Here is a 19,971-nt window from a genome sequence, read left to right as displayed (position 1 = left end):
GTATATTTTATATGCATTTTTGGTGTTTAATTACGTATGAACTCTCATAATTTACATTTTTGTTTACTTACTTATACTTATTAAATAATCTAATAAATAAGTATAATTACTGAGTATGAACAAATTTATACTTAAGTATTTTATAAAATATCTGTCCACCTAATTTTTTAAAAGTAAACAAATTGTTAAACAAATTTTTCTTTTATAAACTCGAACAAAATAATAGGGAATCTGCAAGTCGGATTCCCTATTTTCGCTAACGGATGAATTTACGGTTACAGAATTAATCCACTCCGGCGGAGCATCGCTTTGGGAGACGGTTCGCGACCACGGAATTTTTTGTAAAGTTCCATTGGCTTTTCGCTACCTCCTTTTTCCAGCACGTTCTTGCGGAAGCTGTCCGCAGCCGTTTTGTTCTCCAGACCTCCTTTTTCTTTGAAGAACTCGAACGCATCGGCATCCAGTACCTCGCTCCATTTGTAACTGTAATAGCCTGCCGAATACCCACCTGCAAAGATGTGCGAGAAAGCAGGGCTGAACGCGGTACCTTCGACACGCGGGAATAGGTTGGCGACTGAATCAACTTTACCTTCAACCTGACTGATGGTTTCGCCAGTCGGCTTCTGACCGTGGTAATACATATCGACCAGTCCAAACCGTATCTGCCGCAGGTTAGCCAAACCAGCCAGGAAGTTTTGGCTTGCCCGAATCTTTTCGATCAATTCGTTCGGAATTACTTCACCCGTCTGATAGTGTTTGGCAAATAGCTTCAGCGCTTCCGGGTCATAGCACCAGTTCTCCATTACCTGCGACGGCAACTCAACAAAGTCGCGGGGAACGCTAGTGCCGCTTAGACTTTCATACTTGCCGTTCGCCAGCATGCCGTGCAGACCATGACCAAACTCATGAAAAAGCGTAGTCACTTCGTAGAAGGTCAGCAAGGAAGGCTTCGTGTCAGTTGGGCGGGTGAAGTTACACACGTTGACAATGTGCGGACGGATGTTTTCACCCTTCTCGATCTTCTGCCCCTGAATGTCGTTCATCCACGCACCGCTCCGTTTGCCTTCGCGGGGAAAATAATCACCGTAGAATACCGCAACGAATTTGCCGTCTTTGTCAAACACATCGAAGGTTTTAACTTCCGGATTGTAAACCGGAATATCCTTGCGCTCTTTAAACGTGATGCCATACAGCTTGTTAGCTACTGTGAACACGCCGTTCAGCACGTTCTCCAGCTTAAAATACGGTTTCAACGTTTCGTCGTCAAGATCGTATTTTTCTTTTTTCAGCTTTTCGGCGTAGTAGCTATTGTCCCAGCTCTGAAGCTTGTCTTCGTTGAAACCGTTCGCCTTGGCGTAGGTTGTCAGCTCGGTCAGCTGGCGTTCGGCTGCCGGACGTGCGTAGGTCACTAACTCATCCAGAAAACTCTGGACTTTGTCTTTCGAACCAGCCATGCTTTCTTCAAGGACAAAGTCAGCGTGCGTTTTGTAGCCTAGCAGATTTGCCCGCTCATAACGCAGGTTGACAATTTTGCCGATGATAGCCGAGTTGTCATTTTTGTCGCCGTGGAATCCGCGTCCGTTAAACGCCATGAACAGTTTCTTCCGCAACTCGCGGTTGTCGGCATACTGCATAAACGGACCATAGCTAGGCGCCTGCAACGTAAACGCCCAGCCCCGCGTGGATTCGCCTTCTTTACCCTTCTGCTTCGCCGTCGCTTTAGCGGCTTCACGTGCAAAGTCAGGCAAACCAGCGAGGTCTTTCTCATCCGTTACGACCATCACGAATTCGTTGGTTTCGTTCAGGACGTTTTCGCCGAATTGTAGCGACAGTTGGGAAAGTTCTTTGTCGATAGCCCGCAACCGTTCTTTACCTTTCTCGTCCAGATTGGCTCCGTTACGGGCAAACCGTTTGTAGGCTTTTTCGAGCAGCATGGCGCTTTCCGGATCAAGTTTAAGGCTGGCCCGTTGGTCGTACACGGCTTTCACGCGCGAAAACAACTTTTCGTTCAGCGTAATGTCGTTGCCGTATTCGGTCAGCAACGGCGACGCTTCCTTAACGATTTTTTGTAGTTCGGGTGTTGTTTCGGCGCTGTTCAGGTTAAACAATACCGACGTCACCTTTCCCAACAGATCGCCGGAGCGTTCGAGCGCCACGATGGTATTCTCAAACGTTGGCTTGGCCGGGTTGTTGACAATCGCGTCTACGTCTTTACGACCCTGAGCCAGTCCTTCTTTCAACGCGGGCAGGTAATCGTCGTTTTTAATTTTGTCGAATGGAGCCGTCTGGTGCGGTGTCGTATACGGCGTCAGGAATGGGTTTTGCGTCATTTTCGATGTCTGGGATGCTGCTGGCTGGACAAGCGCAGTTGTAGCGGCAATGGCCAACAATACACCCGTTTTTGTGATCTGTTGATGTCTGAACATTCAGCGTTGGGGTATGAGTTTCCTGGAAAAATACGAAACAAAGACGGCTTCATCAATTCGACGTTGCATATGCGGTCGTATGACCGGTCGAGCGGTGCGCAGATAAGGGTTTTGGCTGGAAATAAACAAAAAAACAGCCGACCAAAACGACCGGCTGTTTCCGCACCACTCCTCTTGCATTAATACCTTCTTGGGTTTGGGTAATAGTCACGACCGTTGCCGTAGCCACGTCCCCGACTAGCCGAACGTTCGTAAGGCCGCATGTGGTCGATCACCCGGTCCCGCTGGTCGGGCTTCAAGACGGCCATCATGTCGAAGAATTCACGCTGGCGAGCCTGCCTGAAGGAATCCCGCTGACGGGGATCACGCGGATTTATGCTACGGGTTTGCTGCTCGAATCGATCCCGAATCCGGCGAATTTCGCGCTCCTGCTTACGGGACAGATTCAACTCGCGGTCCCACCATTCCAAATGACGCTCAAACTGATTGTCGTCAAAATCGTAGTTGTAATTTGATTGACCATTGCCGTAGCCCGGCTGATTATATCCAGGTTGATTATAACCCGGTTGAGCAGGATAGCCGTTGTTGTAGCGTTGCGCCGCTACGTTGGTCGTGAGCAGGACAACCAGCGTAGCGGCTGTCATCAGGGCCTTTTTCATGTGACTTGTTGTTTTCAGGTTGTATTTGTCTCTTTGAACAACAAGCCACAAAATGGTTTAATTAAATCTCCGAATAAGCACAAAAAAGATAGCTACTTTGTCGTCATCTGAGCGCCAATCCACTGAAAGTCTATCTTTTAGGATAGAAAAAATTTAGTATTTATAATCGGTCAGTTCGTTTTCGGCCTCACGCTGGATGACCCGATTGTATTTCGCACGGTCAAATTCGCCTTCGTTATTCGCGATAAAAAGGGTAGCAACCGTATTGCCGATGATGTTGGTAATCGACCGTGCTTCGGACATAAATCGGTCAACACCGAGCAACAGAGCCAACCCTTCGACTGGAATGACTTTAATGGCTGTCAGGGTACTGGCCAGCACAATAAATCCGCTGCCCGTAACGCCCGCTGCCCCTTTGGAGGTAACCATCAGAATACCGATGATTGTCAGCTCCTGACCGAGGGTCAGATCAACGCCGAAAACCTGCGCCAGAAATATCGTTGCCATCACCAGATAAATCGTGGTGCCGTCCAGATTAAACGAATACCCCGCCGGAACGACCAGCCCAACCACCGACCGCGAACATCCCAGACTTTCGAGCTTATCCATGATTTGCGGCAAGGCCGACTCTGACGACGAGGTGCCCAGAACGATCAGCAATTCTTCCTTGATAAATTTCAGCACCGCCCACAGACTGATTTTGTAGTAGCGCATGATCAGGTTCAGGACGACAAACACAAACAGGAACATGGTTGCGTACACCGTAGCCATCAGCTTGGCCAGCGGTAGCAACGTGCTTAGACCATATTTGCCAATCGTGAACGCCATCCCGCCAAACGCACCCAGCGGAGCCAGTACCATGACCACGCCCAGGATATTAAAAAACACTTTCGACAGCCGCTCGAAGGTTTGAATCAGGGGTTTGCCCGATTCGCCCATGCGCGTCAGACCAACACCAAACAGGATCGAAAAGACCAGCACTTGCAGGATATCGCCCTCGGCAAAGGCTTTAACGGCATTGCTCGGTATGACGTGCAGAAAGAATTCGGTCCAGTCCATGCCCGCGCCCTGCTCGGTGTATTTGCTGATGTCTCCGCCTTTCACCGCAGCCGTTTGGACCCCTTCGCCGGGGCGGATCAGATTAGCCAGTAGTAAACCAATTGCCAGCGCCCCCGTTGTAACGATTTCAAAATACAGCAGCGCCTTCCCCCCTACCCGACCGACCTTTTTCAGATCGCCCATGTTACTAATTCCCAGCACGATGGTCAGGAAAATAATCGGCGCAATGACCATCTTGATCAGGTTGATAAAGAGATCACCCAGCGGTTTTAGCTTGGCAGCCGTATCTGGAAAAAAATAGCCGGTCAGAATACCCAGCGTAATGGCAATCAGGACGCGAACGGTAAGGTTGTTTAAGAGACGCACAGGTTGTTTTCGGTTTATAGCTTGCAGTTTACCATTTTCCGGCCAAATCTGCCACTTCTGCCTACGAAAACCGTAGCTCCAGCCTTATTGAACGCTTTTAACCGGAAATAGCTGGTTCTTAATATCCCGAATGCGGTCGTTGAACGCCACGTTTGGATAATCGACGTTCGGTAACCGGGTAGCCGCCAGGTATTCCATCACGGCCGGATCGTGCTGAATGCGCTTTCCCGTCAATACGCTGATGTATTTCGAAGTCATCCAAAGCACATTTTTGAGGTGCGTCTTGGCATCGTCGGTCATGATGAACTCCGTAACGAGCGTATCTTCATTGTAGTAAATAAGGCGCGACGTGATTCGAATCCATTCGCTTACCATAGCCGGGCGGATGTACGCAATCTGGTGCTGATAAACGACCCAGCTCGTTTTTAATTCCCGAAACATTTGACCTGGATTGAAGTCGTACAGGGTGGCTACCTGGTCTTCGCGGGCATTAAAGTAATAATCAAAATACTTCGAATTGTTGAGGTGTTGCAACGGGTCACAGTCCTGAAAACGGACGATTACCCGTGTTTCGGTTTCGGTTGGGTAGCTGCGGTTCGGGTCGCGGTGAAACATAGTAAAACGATGATTGATTAAAACAGACGGGTTAGCAGTATCGCCTGAATAAGACAAATAGGGAAACAATTTGTGCTAAATACAGAAAATATGCGAAACCAGAAAAATTACGCGAAACCCGCTGCCCGTTGAGGCAGTTCAGACTTTTCGCAACATATTTACGTTAGTACAGCAAATTCACTCGTTCACTTTAACGGCTAAACCTCATGAAAACCATGCGTACGTTGTTTGCAATTGCTATTCTATTCATCACACAAACCGCCTTTGCGCCAAAAGATAATCCCGATGCAGTAGTCGGTACCTGGCTTAACGGTACGAAGAAAGGTCATGTTCAGATTTATAAGCAGGGCGGTACTTATTTTGGCAAATTAGTGTGGATCAGCGAACCGAACGATCCGGATACGGGTAAACCCAAAACAGACATTCGCAACACCAACGAATCAAAGCGAAACCGCCCGCTGATGAATCTGCCGCTTATGTATAATTTTAAATACGATGGTGGCAATGTCTGGGCCGACGGCAAGATCTACAATCCGGAAGACGGTAAAGAATACAACTGCAAAATGACTCTCAAGGACCCCAATACGCTCGATGTTCGCGGTTATTTAGGCATTTCGCTGATTGGCAAAACCCAAACCTGGACACGAATCAAATAAGGGGTTACCGACTTACCGGAACGGTTATGGCGTGTAACGTCGCGAATGAATCAACGTTGTTCCCTTACCTGAATGCAAGCCCGTAGCGCTAAAACCTTGATTATTGGTGCCGGACCAGCTGGATTGGCCATAGCCGGGCAACTGGCTCACCGGCAACAGCCCTTTGTGGTGATCGAAGCCAGCGATTACATTGGATTTTCCTGGCGCAATCACTATGACCGGCTGCACCTGCACACGGTCAAGGAGCATTCGGCGCTGCCCCATTTTCCGTTTCCGGCCAATTTTCCAACATATGTTCCGCGTCTTCAATTCGTTGACTATCTGGAACGCTACGCCGATCATTTCAACATCCGACCGCTTTTCAATCAGCAGGTTAGTCAGATCAGCCGCACAACCGATGGGCGCTGGAACGTACAGACTACGACCGATCTGTTTGAGGCCGAACAGGTGGTGGTAGCAACGGGCTATAATCGCTTGCCGAATAAGCCAGAACTACCCGGTCAGCGCGATTTTCGAGGCATCATCTGGCACAGCTGCGAATACCGCAACGGCGCTGCTTTTCGCGATGAGAACGTACTGGTTGTAGGCATGGGGAACACGGGAGCCGAACTAGCGCTTGATTTACTGGATTACGAAGCCAGACCGTTTATTTCCGTTCGCGGCCCGGTCAGTATCCTCCCGCGCGACCTGTTTGGCAGACCGAGTCAGAAGACGGCCATTTTCCTGAAGAAACTTCCTAACTGGTTCTGCGATTTGGTGACGCGGACAGCGCAAACGATGAGCGTGGGTGATGTCTCGGGCTATGGCCTGGGCAAACCCGCGCATTCGCCTTCGTACAATGCCAGGCGGGGCAAGCCCCCAATCCTTGACGTTGGCACGTTGGCACAGATCAAGGCCGGACGCATTACGGTTGTACCGGGCATCGAGCGCGTTAATGCTAAAACAATTACGTTCACGGACGGGCGCGAACGTCCATTCGATGCGATCATTCTGGCTACGGGCTACCGACCAGCGCTCTCAGCATTTTTTAATCCAGTAGTAACCGACCGTATCCTGACGGAGTCCGGATATCCTAAAGCCATGTGGTTCAATGAGTCGGCACTTCGGGGACTTTATTTTCTTGGCTTTACGACACCTGTAACGGGGGTCCTCTACAACCTGAACAGCGACTCAAATTCCATTGCCCGACAGATTGCCGAAAACAATTTCATCCCGGCATAGTTCTATTTACGTAATCAGGGTGATTACAGCTATCATTCAATGTTATAACCACTACAACGATGAACGAGACAACCATAAAAGGAGGCTGGAACGAACTGAAAGGCAAAATCAAACAAGCCTATGCCGACCTTACCGACGACGATCTAACCTATGAAGAAGGCAAAGAAGACGAAATGTGGGGTAAAGTCCAGCAGAAAACGGGTAAGACAAAGGACGAAATCAATAAAACAATTGCCGATCTGTAAGCAGCGGTAAGTACTTGCAAAAAAGCCGGAGCCAATCGTGTTCCGGCTTTTTTGTGAATCGTATCCAGTCGAAATTTGCCCAATCCACAGCCATTACTCTCGCCAACAGTAAGTAGCAATTGACCTGTTTATGAACGTTCGCCACAGATGGCTACTTACCCTGTTTCTGTTGACGGTGTATTCTTACCGTACTTTTTGTCAGCATCCGTACGAGCTAAAAGTCACCTCAGAGAATGATAACTACTGCTTACAATACCACGACGGCTACTACACGAACGGCCTGTTCGTCAATTTTACTTACGTACCGGATCGGCTAAACCAACGGATTGACGAAACGCGTAAACTCACCAAAATCACGTCTTCCTATCAACTCGGACAGATGATTTTTACGCCCGAAAACATCAAAACCGATGCTCTCGACCAGTTCGACCGTCCGTACGCGGGCTATCTGTACGCTCAGAAAGGCATGACCTTTTTCTACAAGCGCGGCCACGTTCTGAACGTCAATCTGTCGGTGGGTACTGTCGGTAAGGCGTCTTTAGCGCAACAAACGCAGTCTTTTATCCATACAGCCTTCGATCTGACACCCCCCAAGGGCTGGCGTTATCAGGTACGTGACGCCCTAGGTGTCAACGCACAGGTTCAGTACTGGCACGCGTTTATCCCCGTTTCGTGGCGCAGGCGATGGTTTGATGTGCACGGCACATCGCAGGCAACGTTTGGTACTACGTTTGTCAATGCCTCTGCTGGTCTTTTGTTTCAGTTGGGTCTTTTCCAGAAAGCCGATCAGTCATCACTCTACGACGCCCGCATCGACCGCAAAAGTAGCCCTGGTAGTAACTCAGCGGAATTCTATGTTTTTTACCACCCCCGGTACCAGTATCAGGTCCACAATGCGACGGTAGCAGGAAGCCTTTTTGAGTCACACGAAGGGGCCATTCTGGCTTCGATCAACCCGTGGCTCTACCGGCACGATATTGGGCTTGCTTTCGCCAAACCCCGGTGGACGTTCCAGGTTGTTTACTCGTTCAAGCAGCGCGAAGCGGCATCGATGAAACACAACGAACAGTATGCCGGTCTATCCGTCGCGTATCGATTTGGTCGTTAGCGTTCCGCTTTTTTCGCCTGATTCTAAGCCGGTAACGACCGATTTGTAAAGGATGACCCCAATCTGGTTACCGTTTACGTAAAAAGTGTTAAAAGCCTTACAGCACCATTGACTTACTGGCTAAGCCTGCGTAACTATACGTTTAGTTTTTTCCTCACCTAATCGTTTCGTTATGTCCACCTCCCTTACCCGACGCGGGCAACTTATGTCCAGATGGGCACGAAGAGCCACCCTATCGGCAACACTGGTGTTCAGCAGCCAGTTGCTTTCCTTTGCTCAGACCAAGTCAACGACCACGTCACTCCCCGAAGGGATCAGCAAAGTTACCTCCGTAGAAGGTATCACCGAATACCAGCTTAAGAATGGACTGCGCGTACTGCTTTTCCCCGACCCGTCCAAAGCCACTATTACGGTGAACATGACGTACATGGTTGGTTCACGCCACGAGGGATTGGGCGAAACCGGCATGGCCCACCTACTCGAACACATGGTCTTCAAAGGGTCGAAAAAGCACACCAACATTCCGCAGGAACTGACCGAACACGGCTCCTGGCCAAACGGGACAACCTGGTACGACCGCACGAATTATTTTGAGACGTTCTCGGCGACAGACGATAATCTCAAGTGGGCGCTCGACCTCGAAGCCGACCGAATGGTGAACAGCTTCATCAAAAAAGAAGATCTGGAAACCGAATTTACGGTCGTACGAAACGAATTTGAAATGGGCGAAAACTCCCCGCAGTATGTGCTGATGGAACGGGTACTGTCGGCGGCTTATCTGTGGCACAATTACGGCAAGTCAACGATTGGCTCAAAAGAAGATATCGAGCGCGTACCAGTCGACAATCTGAAAGCGTTTTATCAGAAATACTACCAGCCCGACAATGCTATTCTGCTCGTAGCGGGCAAATTCGATGAAGGCAAAACGCTGACATTGATTGACGAGTATTTCAGCTCGGTCCCGAAACCAACGCGCGTTCTTAAACAACCTTACACCGTTGAGCCAACGCAGGATGGCGAACGGACGGTTACGCTCAAACGGGTAGGCGACACCCAGGGCGTTGCCGCAGCCTACCACACACCCGCCGGAACGCACCCCGACTATCCGGTACTGGACGTGTTGATGGATGTTCTGACCAACGAGCCTTCGGGACGGCTGTATAAAGCCTTGGTCGAATCGAAAAAAGCGGCTTTTCAATACGGCTGGACACCCGCCCTGCATGATCCTGGCTTTGCGTATTTCTACGCCGAGGTGCGGAAAGAAAACTCGCTGGATTCGGCCCGAACGATTATGATGAATACCCTGGACGGTATTGCCAGCAAGCCCCCCACCGCTGAAGAAGTTGAACGCGCCAAAACAAAAATCCTGAGCGGTATCGAACTGATGTTCAAACAGGTAGACCGCGTCGGATTGCAACTCAGCGAGTACATGGCCGCTGGTGACTGGCGGCTGGTATTTCTCTACCGCGACGCCATCCGAAAAGTAACCCCGGCGGATGTGCAGCGCGTGGCTACCGCTTACCTAAAGCCTTCTAACCGTACCGTCGGCCTATTCTACCCCGACCAGAAACCCGACCGGGCCGAAATTCCGGCGGCTCCCGACATCGCAAGTCTGGTAAAAGATTACAAGGGAGAGCAGATGGTAGCGGCTGGTGAAGCCTTCGATGCGTCGCCCGCCAACATCGACGCCCGCACCAAACGCGGTCAGGAAGCCAACGGGTTGAAATACGCCTTGCTTCCCAAAAGCACACGGGGCAATTCGGTGAATATGCGCATCCAGCTCCGCATGGGTGACGAAGGCAGTCTGGCCAACAAAATGACGACGGCTAGCTTCACGGCTTCGATGCTCGAGCGGGGGACCAAAACACGAACCTACCAGCAGATAAAAGACGAATTAGACAAGCTGAAAGCGCGCGCGTATGTTTATTCCAGTGGGCAAAGCGTAGTGGTCAGCGTCGAAACATCGAAAGAGAATTTGCCCGCCGTCTTAAAACTCGTTACCGATGGCCTGCGAAATCCTACCTTTCCCGAAGCAGAGTTTAACAAGCTTAAAGAAGAACGGCTGGCGCAGATTGAGTCACAGAAGCAGGAGCCACAGGCCATCGCATTCAATGTGGCCGAACGCACCATGAACCCATACCCGAAGGGCCACGTCTGGTACACAAAAACGTTCGATGAGGAAATCGATGAAATTAAAAAGCTGACGATCAACGATGTACGTCAATTTTACAAAGACTTCTACGGCGCTCAGAACGCCGTTGTTTCCGTCGTTGGCGCGTTCGATGAACCGTTGATACGGACAACGCTAAAGAATGATCTGGGCAAATGGAAAGCCGCTAAGCCGTTTACCCGTGTGCCAACGCAACTGTTTACCGATCTGAAGAATAAATCGGAATCGATCCAGACCAGCGATAAAGCAAATGCGATGTTTGTCAGCGGTCTGAAATTTCCGATGCGCGACGATGATCCCGACTACCCCGCCCTCTACATGGCGAACTACATCCTCGGCGATGGGTTTCTGAACTCACGGCTCGCTACCCGCATTCGTCAGAAAGAAGGTGTTAGCTACGGCGTTGGTTCATACGTTTATGCCGACGATAACGATAAAGTAGCCAACTTCGGTTCGTACGCCATTTACAATCCCGAAAACTCGGAGCGGTTGGAGAAAGCGTACAAAGAAGAAATCGAGAAACTCGTTAAAGACGGTATCACCGCCGACGAACTGAAAGCTGCCAAAACGGCTGTGCTACAGAACAATCAGGTTGAGCGATCACAGGACGGCATCCTCACGCGCAAATTGGCACAGTACCTGACCAAAGCCGAAGGCCGGACCTTCGCCTACGATACAGAGTACGAAAAACGGATTGCCGCTTTGACGCCCGAGCAAGTGAACAACGCCGTGAAAAAATACATCGACTATAACAAACTAACGATTGTGAAAGCCGGTGATTTTGAAAACGCGGCTAAAAAAATCGCCGAAAAAGCGAAAACACAACCGGCTTCGTCGGTCGGTAACGGCTCGAAAAACTAACGTACGATAGAACCTGGATTTACACGTCAAAAAATCCAGGTTCTTTTTTATGGAATATAACTATAAATCTCGTCATACTCCTATAACTCTCGTTTCATGAACTATTTGCTCACGCTATTCTTCGGTTTCCTTTGGGCGTCAGGTTGGGCGCAAACTCAGGTTGTCTTGCTACGGGACACCACACGGTTGAATCTATCGGTGGCCCAACTCGAAAAAAAGTACTCGCCCGCTTTTGCCCGAGTTGCTGGTCAGCAGGGCGTTTTTACCCGTCAGGGAAAGCTCTTTACCGACACGCTAAACACCCGAACTCAACACTTTTTCGACTTTATTCAGCGCAACAAAAAGCGTTTGCCGGTGCAGGGCATACTGCTTCAAACGCAAGAGTTTATCCGTCCTGACGGAACCTACGAGTTGGTCCTATGCTCGTTTTCGGGCCTCGATCTGACCAACGAGCAGGAAAGCAAGCTCACGCAGATAATAAGTGAATGGTACACGCAACATCCGTTTCCGCTGAAAACATCGACCGGATTTCGGTGGTCGGGCATGACTTCGATGGGTACGGTTCCCCAAAGGCGCACGGTTCTGCGGGGAGCGGGTATCATCAGTACGCTGGAAGCCGCCGAAAAAACAACGCGCCCCGACACGGTTACCATGCTGGCATTTAGTCAGTTGGAGCTATACTCCATACCCGAAATCGTTTACCGGTTTCCCAAACTCGAAGAAATCGATTTATCGAAAAACAACCTGCACGAACTACCCGCGCGGCTTACGGCTGCTATTCCTACACTTAAACGGCTGAGTTTGCTTTACAACGCCATCCCCGACGATAGTGTGTTTATTACGTCCAACAAGCATCTGGTGGCGCTGAATCTGCAAGGCAACCAATTAACGCACATTCCGAATTCAGTGCGGCAAAACCGTCGGCTCGAAAGCTTGTGGATAGGCAATAATCAGTTGAAGGAGCTAGACGTAAAAACGCTGCGAAGGCTGCGCCGGCTCAACGATCTGAACCTGTACAATGCCGGACTTACTCAATTACCCAAAGGCATCCGACGCTTGAAGCACGTTCGGGTTTTAGATCTTTACTACAACAAGTTCACCGAACTACCACCGCAACTTGGCAAAATGAAACGGTTGGAACAGCTGGCTGTGGCGTACAACAATCTTAAGGAACTTCCCAAATCGCTCGCGAAGCTTCGTCGGTTACAGGTGCTGTACGCTCATCATAACCGCATCAGCCAGTTACCCACGGCGTTTAGCAAGATGACACACCTGACCGTGCTCGACCTGGGGTACAATTGGTTCAGCGTAGCGCCGGACGTTTTAGCGGAGTTGCCTTCGCTGGAAGAGCTGGATTTGAGCAACAACAACTTACAGGATTTACCCCGCTCACTGGGATCGTTGAAGCGGTTGAAAAAACTGCATCTGCGCTCAAACCCGCTCTCTGGCGAGAAGGTTAAAACCGGGCCTTACGCTCCACTTATTCACCAGTTGGAAGCAAACCGAACCGAAGTTTTCTATTAACCAAATAAAATTTTGCTTAGAATCTTCATAATCAATCATAGATAACACAAAAAAGAAACAGATTGGCGGAGAAAAAGTGAATGGATCTGCGTTACACCGACAGCAAGTTGTTACTAGTATGCAAGCCGTTTCCCCATCCATTTCACCAACTCCCAATCGTGTAACCCTCTGGTCTGCCTTACTTTCGGTGTATATCCTGTGGGGGTCAACGTATCTGTTCATTCATTTTATGACCGAACAGATGCCCCCACTTTACATGGCGGCAATGCGTTATATCGTAGCGGGTATTCTCTTGTATAGCTACGCGCGTTTGACCGGTACGCCCCGCGCCACCCGAGTCGAATGGCGGTCGGCGGGTATTATCGGTGTCTTACTGCTGACTATTTCAAACGGCTGTCTAACGCTTGGCATTCAGTATATCCCGACCGGCGTGGCCGCCTTGCTGGGTGGTATGCTCCCCGTTTTTCTGCTTACGCTCAACTGGGTATCGTTCGGTCGGCAGCGCCCGACAAACATGGCCCTGGCCGGGCTAGTGGTGGGGCTGGCTGGTATTTATTTTCTGATTAAGCCGGATAAATTACAGGGCACAGGTGGTATGCACGCGAATCTGGTTGGATCGAGCCTGGTGGTTTTTGGGAATTTTGCGTGGGCGATTGGTACCTTACTGGCACCCCGAGTATCGCTACCGTCGGGTACCATTTCGAGTGGTATTCAAATGATTGTTGGCGGGGTGGTACTTCTGCTTATCAGCCTGGCGATGGAACCGGTTACGCCCTGGAGCCTACTGGTTGCCCCGCCCAAAGCCATCTGGTCTATGTTCTACCTGGTTGTTTTTGGTAGTATTGTTGGCTTTTCGTCCTACGCCTGGCTGGCCCGGAATGCACCTCCGCAACTGCTGTCCACCTACGCGTTCGTCAACCCCGTTGTAGCGATGCTGCTGGGTACTTTTTTCGCCGGTGAAATTTTCTCCAGCCAGTCGCTCATTGGTGCCTTAATCGCTCTGGTCGGCGTTGTGCTGATAACCCTGGGTCGTAAGTAACGCGCTCCGCGTTACTTACACGCTACTTATTCAACAGGAGGTGGACTAATACTCGTCCAGCCGCCGTCTACGACCAGGCTCTGACCGGTAATGTGCCGCGATGCTGGTGACACCAGGAACAAGGCAGCATTGGCAATATCGTCTACCCTGGCCGGGCGACCCATCGGCGTGATACGTGACCAGATGGGAATATAAGTCGGATCGTCCAGCGTTCGTTCGGTTAGTGTAGCACCGGGCGCTATGGCATTTATCGTGATACCGAGGGGTGAAAAATCGATGACCAGTTGCTTGGCCAGCATTTCCAACCCTGCTTTGGTCATGCTGTAGACGGGCAAACCCGGATGCGCCTGATGTCCTACCACCGACGACATGAATAGTACACTTCCCCCCTTCCCCTGTTCGCGCATTTGACGAGCTGCTAGTTGCGCCAGAAAGAAACTACCTCGCAAATTGACATTAACGATCTGTTGAAAGGCATCGGGAGTCGTCGTGAAAATATCCCCAAAGACGGTTATACCGGCGTTAGCAATAGCAATGTCCACGGAGCCGAATAGCCGGACAGCTTCATGAACCATCTGCTCGATAAATGACACATCGGATGCGTCGCCGGGGAATGGCTGACAACTGTAGCCTTCCTGCTGGATAACATCAGCCGCTTTACGGGCCAATGTTTCATCATAATCGTTGAGTAGTACGTTGGCCCCCTGTTTGGCCAGCGCACTGGCAATGGCAAAACCAATTCCCTGACCGGCTCCTGTGATGAGCGCGGTCAGGTTTGCAAATGGTGCAGTCATAACTGAATTTCTCCTGTTTCGGTAGCGGCAAATTAGTGCGAATCTCGTTTAACTTCGCTTCCTGAGCCACCTTTTAGGAAGTCAAAATCGGCTCCTTCGTGCGCCTGAGTCACGTTTCGGATGTACAGATTAACATAGCCACGGTCGTAACCAAGATCGATTGGTTTGAAATGGACAAGTCGCCCGGCCAGTTCCTCATCGGATACGTGCAGATGGAGACTCCGGTTTTCTACGTCGAGGGTAATCAGATCGCCATTCTGAACAAGCGCCAGATTCCCTCCCACAGCGGCTTCCGGCGAAACGTGCAAGACGACCGTTCCAAAGCCTGTACCACTCATCCGCCCGTCGGAGATGCGAACCATGTCGTGAACTCCCATCGCCAGAATCTTGGCTGGAAGCTGCATGTTACCTACCTCGGGCATCCCCGGATACCCTTTCGGACCGACATTTTTCAGAACCAGCACACAGCTTGGGTCAACGTCCAGATTAGGGTCGTCCACGCGGGCTTTGTAGTCGTCGATATTTTCGAAAACCACGGCTCGGCCCGTGTGTTGCATCAAGCTCGGCGAAGCAGCCGACGGTTTCAATACGGCTCCGTTCGGACAAAGGTTTCCTCGTAATACCGCAATACCCGACTCTGGCTTGAAGGGTTCGATTACCGTGGCGATCACAGCAGGGTCGTAACAGCGGGCGTCGATGCAATTCTCGCCGATGGTCTGACCATTCACCGTCATGGCGTCGTTGTGCAGGTAATCGCGCAGTTCACGAATGACCGCAGGTAAGCCACCGGCGTAAAATAAGTCTTCTACAAAATGCTCACCAGACGGTTGCAGATTGGTCAACAAGGGAATTTTAGCCGACAGTGTATCGAAGTCGTCCAGCGACAGATCGACACCAACACGACCCGCAATCGCCATCAGGTGAAGAATAAAATTGGTTGAGCCACCCAAAGCCGCATTGACCATAATCGCATTCTCGAAGGCCTCACGAGTAAGAATTTTCGAGGGCGTTACCCCCTGACGCGCCAGCTCGACCGCCCGCATACCCGTCAGGTGCGCGAGTACTTTCCGGCGCGAATCGGCTGCCGGGATGGTTGCGTTGTCGGGAAGGGCCAGACCCAGCGACTCGACCATAGCGGCCATTGTCGATGCGGTTCCCATCACGGCACAGTGTCCCTGCGACCGGGCCATGCTTGCTTCGGCATCCACGAACTCCGCCTGGCTCATTTCACCCATTTTATACGATTCGGCAAACCGCCATAAGTCGCTGGTACCGATTTTCCGGCCCTGGAACCGCCCGGCCAGCATCGGTCCGCCCGACACAACAAGCGTAGGAATATCCACGCTACACGCCCCCATGACGAGTGACGGCGTCGTTTTGTCGCAGCCACACATCAAGATAACGGCGTCGATGGAGTTGCCCCGGATACTTTCCTCAACGTCCATGCTCGCCAGATTGCGAAACAACATCGCCGTCGGTTTGATCTGACATTCGCCGAGCGACATCACCGGAAATTCCAGCGGAAAACCGCCCGCTTCCCAAACTCCCCGCTTAATGGCTTCGGCCAGTTCGCGAAAATGAGCATTACAGGGCGTCAGTTCCGACCAGGTATTACAAATGCCAATAACCGGTTTTCCTTCAAACTCATGGTGCGGAAAACCCTGGTTTTTCATCCAGGCACGATAAATAAAGCCGTCTTTGCCGGTGCGGCCAAACCAGTCTCGGGAACGTAAAGGCATTTTTCTGTAAGCAGTTGGCCGGAGCCAGTGAACATTAATTAAGTGCCAAAAAAAGGATTTCCCGGGGATAATCTACCAGTCGTTTGAAATTTCTCTGTGGATTTTTTTAAGGTGCTGATTTTCAATTTGTTTACTGAACGGTATCAGGCGAGCACATGCGGTTCAGCCAGGCAGTCCATGTAAAATATTGACAATCAACAAACTAAAAAGCGCTTAGCTGACGTTAAACCCCTAGTACCATCACAATTATGTTTTGCTGAAACGAGTTGGATTTTCTCTATTGATGGCCGTTGTTCGTCCGGCTATCACGGTCGCTGCGAAGTTTACCGCCCCACTGATACCCAATCAGAATCCCTCCCTGATGGGTATAGAGTCCCGATCGGATGCGCACCATTCCCAACTGATGCCATCCAGCCTGATCCAATCCGATGCCACCCGGTCGGATATGGGCCGAGCTAACGCCAAAGCCGCGCTGCTGCCAACTTCGCTCAATGCGCCGGATCTGCCGCTACTCGATGTTAATTTCTGCGGAGAATGCTTACCACTTGATCAGACCGATGTGGTAGACCGCTGGAAGCATGTGTTCACGCTTTTTCGCAGTCACGCTACTGATCTGGGCGGCCTTCGCCAACGGGCCGAAGCTTTTTTTCCGGTTATTGACCCGATTCTGGAGAAATACGACATACCCGACGATTTTCGCTACGTTCCTCTTGCCGAAAGCGCGCTACGCCCGAAAGCTGTTTCACGGGCGGGAGCGGCTGGTTATTGGCAGTTGATGCCCGGCACCGCCCGTGCCTTAGGCTTACGGGTTAGCGGACGTACCGATGAGCGCTTCAACGTTCATAAAGCAACCGACGCAGCCTGTCGATACCTCCGCAAACTGTACGATCAGCTAGGGTCATGGTCACTGGTAGCCGCAGCGTATAACGCCGGACCGGGCCTGATGAAGAATCAGTTGAAACGTCAGGAACACCGCGATTACTACCGCATGAATCTTCCCCGCGAAACCCGGTATTACTTGTATCGTGTGCTACTTTACAAAGAAGTAATGTCGCGTCCCAATGATTATTCGTCGTTTCTCACGCCTGCTCCACAGACGGCCTACCGGTTTCAACCGGCTATGATGCCTCATTTGGGATAAGCCCGTGTTTACGAAAAATTTATAGTAGCATAAGGTCCGCAAGAAACGGACCTTATTTTTTTATTCACATTTTCGTTCCTATTCTATCAACCTTGTAAACTGTCTGACTTCGCGTTACCAATAAATTGTTTCGTTGAGAACCGGCCGGGATAGAATACCTGTGTATCGTAGGCTTATTTTTGCTTTCATTAAATAAAGTCTATTTCTTACTCTTTAGTAAAACTATCCACTTATTGTTCCGCACAGATAATGGCCGCATTCTTTCGTAATTCTGTCAATAAAGTAGCTACACAGTCGTCACCAGATTCGTTCCAACAGAATGAACAAGCTCTTTACCAAGCGCTTACCGAAAACAATCAACGGGCTTGGGATTATCTAATGATTCAGGTTCACAATCAGTTTGTCGTACCACAGTCGCGTCAGAATTACGATTACGACACGCTGATTTCGGCTTACACAGAAGGGATGGCTGTCGTCAAAGACAAAATCCTAAGCGGTCGCTTTAGCCATGAGAAAGCCAAAGTCACCACCTATGCTTACAGCGTTTGCCGATTTACGCTCCTGAACATGTATGACAAAGATAAACGACGCCAGGAAGTGTCGCCCTTTGCCGAACAAGCCGCCGATGACTCCGACGAATCATCGGGAATATCGGGCGAGGAAAAAGCTGAATGGCTGCTTCAAAACGAGGTTGACGACCACAGCTGGGCGCTGGAGCCACTCAAGATTGCCTTGTCGGGTCTGAAAGATCGTTGTCAGACGATTTTGCAGCTTTTTTACATCGATGATGTTCCCGATCGGGAAGCGGCCCGGCAACTTGGCATTAACGAAGCGAATTTACGTCAGCAACGACGCAATTGCGTGCTGAGCCTTAGGCAGTCTTTTAACCAACTAAAAAAATCGTATTTGTAATGTCGCTTTCCCAATCTGATTTCGAGCGGGCCGAAGATTACGTCGCAGGGCGGCTGTCGGCTACGGACCAGACTCAATTTGAAATTCAGCTCACGAGCAACCCGGAACTAGCCAGCGAAACCGCCCGGCTACAAACCATGCGAAACGCGCTACGCCGGTTAGCCTACCGCGACGAAATGGTTGCCCGCCATGCCGAACTGGTCAGTCAGGGAGCGATTCAACCGCCTGCGCAACCAGCCGGTCGCATCGTTCCGTTTGGCCAGTGGCAGCCGCTGTGGCGGTACATGGCCGTTGCGGCCAGCGTTTTCCTGCTGCTCGGTCTGGGCTGGTTCTTTCTAATCAATCGATACACCCCATCGTCGCCCGCCGACGTTGCCAATCGCTTCCTGGAAAATGACCTTCGGCTCGATTCGACAACCCAGAATGGCGAGCCACTGCTCACAGCGCCCGGTCCCGACCAGTTGGAAAAACAACAGGTAATCAGCCGCGACACATCAGCGATCCGGCTGGGATTGCGCCTGCTTCAAAGCCGTGAACCCGCCAAGGCCATTACGGTCCTGGAACCGGCCCGTAACTGTCCGCTACCCGACTGGCAGGCCAACGCCCGTTACCTGCTGGCACTCGGCTACCTGCAAACCGAACAACTGGACCGGGCCAAGGCCGAACTTACGACCCTACAGACAACGCCGTATTTCGGCAAGCAAGCCAGTCAATTACTAGCCGAGTTAGCCGCCAATGAACCCTAAGGTGTCGAACGAAATTTCTACCTGTTATTTTATTCACAAAGGATGCCCAAACGCTATAGACTAACCAGCCTGTTCTTCCTTTGGTCATGCAATTCTCTTCTATCCATCACCTTATTCTTTTTTTGTGCCTCTGGCTAACAGGCGGCTCGCTAGCTGATTGTCAGGCGCAACGCCGTCTGACAACAGTTGGCCGCTCTCGAGCAACAGCCTCCTCCCTTCGCTTGCTCAAACTACCGTTAAAGCAAAAAATTGACAGCGTGCTCCACCACTTACGGCTGTATCCGCGCGTCCCGGTAAGCCAGCAGCAACGATACGCACGGGAACTAACGGTTCATTTCGCCCCGTCGGGCTATATTGCGGTTCGTCGGGTCGGTAAACCCGAGTTACGTCTCCCAGTAAAGGATTATCTGGCACAGTTTGGCAACCAACCACTAACCATTCAGTTCAAGGGTGCCGAAGTTGTCCACTATGGTCAGACCATTGAAACGCCAACCGGCCATTGGCAAACCCTGGTCACGACGTATCGCAACGCCACCCGTTTTGCCGCAAACAGACCCGAAGCCATCGACATTGCAACGGTGATGACCCCGTCCGAAACGGCTCCACCAACGACCAATTACTGGCAAATTTTTAAGCTATACCTTAGCCTGCCCAAAAGCGCTTTTACCCGCTAAGTTTTCACGATTCATT

At 50.8% G+C, this 19,971-nt stretch carries 17 protein-coding genes; 11 read left to right on the top strand and 6 right to left on the bottom strand.

All coding sequences use genetic code 11. From position 1 onward, the window contains the following. Nucleotides 1-275: 275 nt before the first annotated feature. The 4 genes from M0L20_RS17285 to M0L20_RS17270 form a co-directional block, all read right to left on the bottom strand. On the bottom strand, nt 276-2,330 hold the full coding sequence (locus tag M0L20_RS17285; RefSeq protein ID WP_248479134.1) for a M3 family metallopeptidase: 2,055 nt from the start codon (nt 2,328-2,330) through the stop codon (nt 276-278). A 275-nt stretch (nt 2,331-2,605) separates the two neighbouring features. Then, on the bottom strand, nt 2,606-3,085 hold the full coding sequence (locus M0L20_RS17280) for a hypothetical protein (RefSeq protein ID WP_248478224.1): 480 nt from the start codon (nt 3,083-3,085) through the stop codon (nt 2,606-2,608). 153 nt (nt 3,086-3,238) lie between these two features. Next, nucleotides 3,239-4,510, bottom strand: coding sequence for a dicarboxylate/amino acid:cation symporter (locus tag M0L20_RS17275; RefSeq protein ID WP_248478223.1), 1,272 nt, complete (start codon nt 4,508-4,510; stop codon nt 3,239-3,241). Between the two features lie 84 nt (nt 4,511-4,594). Further along, entirely contained in the window at nt 4,595-5,125 is a 531-nt protein-coding gene (locus M0L20_RS17270; protein ID WP_232562189.1) for an acyl-CoA thioesterase, read from the bottom strand. Nucleotides 5,126-5,331: 206 nt separating this feature from the next. On the opposite strand from M0L20_RS17270, the gene M0L20_RS17265 reads away from it, so the two are divergent. The 7 genes from M0L20_RS17265 (at nt 5,332) to M0L20_RS17235 (ending at nt 13,949) form a co-directional block, all read left to right on the top strand. Next, on the top strand, nt 5,332-5,781 hold the full coding sequence (locus M0L20_RS17265; protein WP_232562188.1) for a DUF2147 domain-containing protein: 450 nt from the start codon (nt 5,332-5,334) through the stop codon (nt 5,779-5,781). Between the two features lie 72 nt (nt 5,782-5,853). Continuing rightward, on the top strand, nt 5,854-7,002 hold the full coding sequence (locus M0L20_RS17260) for a flavin-containing monooxygenase (RefSeq protein WP_248478222.1): 1,149 nt from the start codon (nt 5,854-5,856) through the stop codon (nt 7,000-7,002). Nucleotides 7,003-7,061: 59 nt separating this feature from the next. Beyond that, nucleotides 7,062-7,247, top strand: a complete 186-nt coding sequence (locus tag M0L20_RS17255; protein WP_232562186.1) for a CsbD family protein — start codon at nt 7,062-7,064, stop codon at nt 7,245-7,247. A 130-nt stretch (nt 7,248-7,377) separates the two neighbouring features. Next, a complete protein-coding gene (locus M0L20_RS17250; protein WP_248478220.1) occupies nt 7,378-8,355 on the top strand; it encodes a lipid A deacylase LpxR family protein in 978 nt (325 codons plus the stop codon). A 172-nt stretch (nt 8,356-8,527) separates the two neighbouring features. Further along, the gene (locus M0L20_RS17245; protein WP_248478218.1) at nt 8,528-11,386 is read left to right on the top strand and encodes a M16 family metallopeptidase; all 2,859 of its coding nucleotides are present in this window, start codon (nt 8,528-8,530) and stop codon (nt 11,384-11,386) included. Nucleotides 11,387-11,482: 96 nt separating this feature from the next. Then, nucleotides 11,483-12,910, top strand: a complete 1,428-nt coding sequence (locus M0L20_RS17240) for a leucine-rich repeat domain-containing protein (protein ID WP_248478216.1) — start codon at nt 11,483-11,485, stop codon at nt 12,908-12,910. Between the two features lie 118 nt (nt 12,911-13,028). Then, a complete protein-coding gene (locus M0L20_RS17235) occupies nt 13,029-13,949 on the top strand; it encodes an EamA family transporter (RefSeq protein ID WP_232562182.1) in 921 nt (306 codons plus the stop codon). Nucleotides 13,950-13,975: 26 nt separating this feature from the next. On the opposite strand, the gene M0L20_RS17230 is transcribed toward M0L20_RS17235, so the two are convergent. Beyond that, nucleotides 13,976-14,743, bottom strand: a complete 768-nt coding sequence (locus tag M0L20_RS17230) for an SDR family NAD(P)-dependent oxidoreductase (protein ID WP_232562181.1) — start codon at nt 14,741-14,743, stop codon at nt 13,976-13,978. 32 nt (nt 14,744-14,775) lie between these two features. Next, complete coding sequence (locus M0L20_RS17225) at nt 14,776-16,482, bottom strand: IlvD/Edd family dehydratase (RefSeq protein ID WP_232562180.1); 1,707 nt, start codon at nt 16,480-16,482, stop codon at nt 14,776-14,778. Between the two features lie 253 nt (nt 16,483-16,735). On the opposite strand from M0L20_RS17225, the gene M0L20_RS17220 reads away from it, so the two are divergent. The 4 genes from M0L20_RS17220 (at nt 16,736) to M0L20_RS17205 (ending at nt 19,955) form a co-directional block, all read left to right on the top strand. After that, entirely contained in the window at nt 16,736-17,623 is an 888-nt protein-coding gene (locus M0L20_RS17220; RefSeq protein WP_354004204.1) for a lytic transglycosylase domain-containing protein, read from the top strand. A gap of 249 nt (nt 17,624-17,872) precedes the next feature. Continuing rightward, nucleotides 17,873-18,535, top strand: a complete 663-nt coding sequence (locus M0L20_RS17215) for an RNA polymerase sigma factor (protein ID WP_232562179.1) — start codon at nt 17,873-17,875, stop codon at nt 18,533-18,535. Beyond that, complete coding sequence (locus tag M0L20_RS17210; protein WP_248478215.1) at nt 18,535-19,281, top strand: anti-sigma factor family protein; 747 nt, start codon at nt 18,535-18,537, stop codon at nt 19,279-19,281. Before M0L20_RS17215 ends, M0L20_RS17210 begins: the two co-directional genes overlap by 1 nt. An 86-nt stretch (nt 19,282-19,367) precedes the next feature. Continuing rightward, nucleotides 19,368-19,955, top strand: a complete 588-nt coding sequence (locus M0L20_RS17205; protein ID WP_248478214.1) for a hypothetical protein — start codon at nt 19,368-19,370, stop codon at nt 19,953-19,955. Nucleotides 19,956-19,971: the final 16 nt, after the last annotated feature.

Origin of the sequence: Spirosoma liriopis (genome assembly GCF_023196085.1) — a bacterium.
In the GTDB taxonomy this organism is placed as follows: domain Bacteria; phylum Bacteroidota; class Bacteroidia; order Cytophagales; family Spirosomataceae; genus Spirosoma; species Spirosoma oryzicola.
This window is presented reverse-complemented; position numbering and strand designations above follow the sequence as displayed.

What these genes read in the sequence shown, in the direction of transcription:
- M0L20_RS17215 (WP_232562179.1), top strand. Translation starts at nt 17,873, where the DNA reads ATGGCCGCATTCTTTCGTAATTCTGTCAATAAAGTAGCTACACAGTCG.
- M0L20_RS17265 (WP_232562188.1), top strand. Translation starts at nt 5,332, where the DNA reads ATGAAAACCATGCGTACGTTGTTTGCAATTGCTATTCTATTCATCACA.
- M0L20_RS17285 (WP_248479134.1), bottom strand. Translation starts at nt 2,330, where the DNA reads ATGACGCAAAACCCATTCCTGACGCCGTATACGACACCGCACCAGACG.
- M0L20_RS17260 (WP_248478222.1), top strand. Translation starts at nt 5,854, where the DNA reads ATGCAAGCCCGTAGCGCTAAAACCTTGATTATTGGTGCCGGACCAGCT.
- M0L20_RS17255 (WP_232562186.1), top strand. Translation starts at nt 7,062, where the DNA reads ATGAACGAGACAACCATAAAAGGAGGCTGGAACGAACTGAAAGGCAAA.
- M0L20_RS17240 (WP_248478216.1), top strand. Translation starts at nt 11,483, where the DNA reads ATGAACTATTTGCTCACGCTATTCTTCGGTTTCCTTTGGGCGTCAGGT.
- M0L20_RS17280 (WP_248478224.1), bottom strand. Translation starts at nt 3,085, where the DNA reads ATGAAAAAGGCCCTGATGACAGCCGCTACGCTGGTTGTCCTGCTCACG.
- M0L20_RS17210 (WP_248478215.1), top strand. Translation starts at nt 18,535, where the DNA reads ATGTCGCTTTCCCAATCTGATTTCGAGCGGGCCGAAGATTACGTCGCA.
- M0L20_RS17250 (WP_248478220.1), top strand. Translation starts at nt 7,378, where the DNA reads ATGAACGTTCGCCACAGATGGCTACTTACCCTGTTTCTGTTGACGGTG.
- M0L20_RS17205 (WP_248478214.1), top strand. Translation starts at nt 19,368, where the DNA reads ATGCAATTCTCTTCTATCCATCACCTTATTCTTTTTTTGTGCCTCTGG.
- M0L20_RS17230 (WP_232562181.1), bottom strand. Translation starts at nt 14,743, where the DNA reads ATGACTGCACCATTTGCAAACCTGACCGCGCTCATCACAGGAGCCGGT.
- M0L20_RS17245 (WP_248478218.1), top strand. Translation starts at nt 8,528, where the DNA reads ATGTCCACCTCCCTTACCCGACGCGGGCAACTTATGTCCAGATGGGCA.
- M0L20_RS17235 (WP_232562182.1), top strand. Translation starts at nt 13,029, where the DNA reads ATGCAAGCCGTTTCCCCATCCATTTCACCAACTCCCAATCGTGTAACC.
- M0L20_RS17225 (WP_232562180.1), bottom strand. Translation starts at nt 16,482, where the DNA reads ATGCCTTTACGTTCCCGAGACTGGTTTGGCCGCACCGGCAAAGACGGC.
- M0L20_RS17270 (WP_232562189.1), bottom strand. Translation starts at nt 5,125, where the DNA reads ATGTTTCACCGCGACCCGAACCGCAGCTACCCAACCGAAACCGAAACA.